The organism is Methylobacterium sp. WL6, from assembly GCF_008040095.1.
Taxonomy (GTDB): Bacteria; Pseudomonadota; Alphaproteobacteria; order Rhizobiales; family Beijerinckiaceae; genus Methylobacterium.
This window is the reverse complement of sequence record NZ_VRVH01000620.1, coordinates 1-845: the sequence shown is the minus strand read 5'-3', so window position 1 is coordinate 845 and position 845 is coordinate 1. Positions and strand designations below refer to the sequence as shown.

At 75.5% G+C, this 845-nt stretch carries 2 protein-coding genes; one reads left to right on the top strand and one right to left on the bottom strand.

Annotated elements, in window-relative coordinates; all coding sequences use genetic code 11:
- On the bottom strand, positions 1-522 hold a 522-nt coding region (locus FV230_RS28800; RefSeq protein WP_147844787.1), incomplete at its 3' end, for a transglycosylase SLT domain-containing protein.
- Positions 523-627: 105 nt separating this feature from the next.
- Here FV230_RS28800 and FV230_RS28795 point away from each other — a divergent pair.
- The coding region (locus tag FV230_RS28795) for a hypothetical protein (RefSeq protein WP_147844786.1) at positions 628-845 on the top strand (218 nt) is incomplete at its 3' end.

The window sequence follows — 845 nt, the reverse complement described above, 5'->3', positions numbered from 1 at the left end:
GGTCGCCCGCGCGGCGGCGATCAGCGTCGTCGCGCCCTTCGCCCCGAGCACGTGGGCGGCGTAGAGGTCGCCCGCGGTCGGCTCGCGCCCGAGCGCCGCCGACAGCGCCTCGCCGTTCTTCTGGGTGAAGGCGCCCGCGAGCGAGGCGGCGATCTTCGGGTCGCGCCGGAGGTCGAGGATCGCCTGGCGCTGGCCGGCATCCGCGACGGTGTAGCTGCCGTCCGGCCGCGCGACGATGGCGTCGGCGTAGGCCTGGAGGCCGAGCTTCGGCCCGGCGGACTTCATCACCCCGAGCCAGGTCTGCTCGATGAACTGGAACAGGCCGGTGGCGGTCGAGGTGCCGGCCTTGGCCGAGGGATCGAGGGCGGATTCGCGCTGCGCCGTGGCGAGCAGGTAGTCGAAGCCGACGCCGCTGCTCTGGGCCCCGTCGCGGATCGCGTCGACGACCGCGCCCTGCGGACCCGCGGCCCGCGGCGGCGCCGCGGCTGGCTGGGGGTTCGAAGGCGTGGTGAACAGGAACATCGATCGCCGCTTCGAGCCGCACGCGCCGGACGGGCGTCGCGTGAGGCGCCGCACGGTGCGCCCCGGATGCGGGGACCTTTGGCCATCATGGTAAAGAAAGCCTAAATGCCCGATGACTCGGCCCTCATGCGCGTCCTGCTGATCGCCTCGCCCGCGGGCGCGCCGCCCGACCTCGCCCACGCCGATGCCCTGGTGCTGGACCATGCCCCGGCCGCCGAGCCCGCCTGGCTCCCGCCCCTGCGGCGGAGGCCCGGCGCATTGCCGCTCTACGTCCGGGTCGCACCGAGCGCGGCCGACCTCGCCGCGGCGCTGGCGCTGCGGCC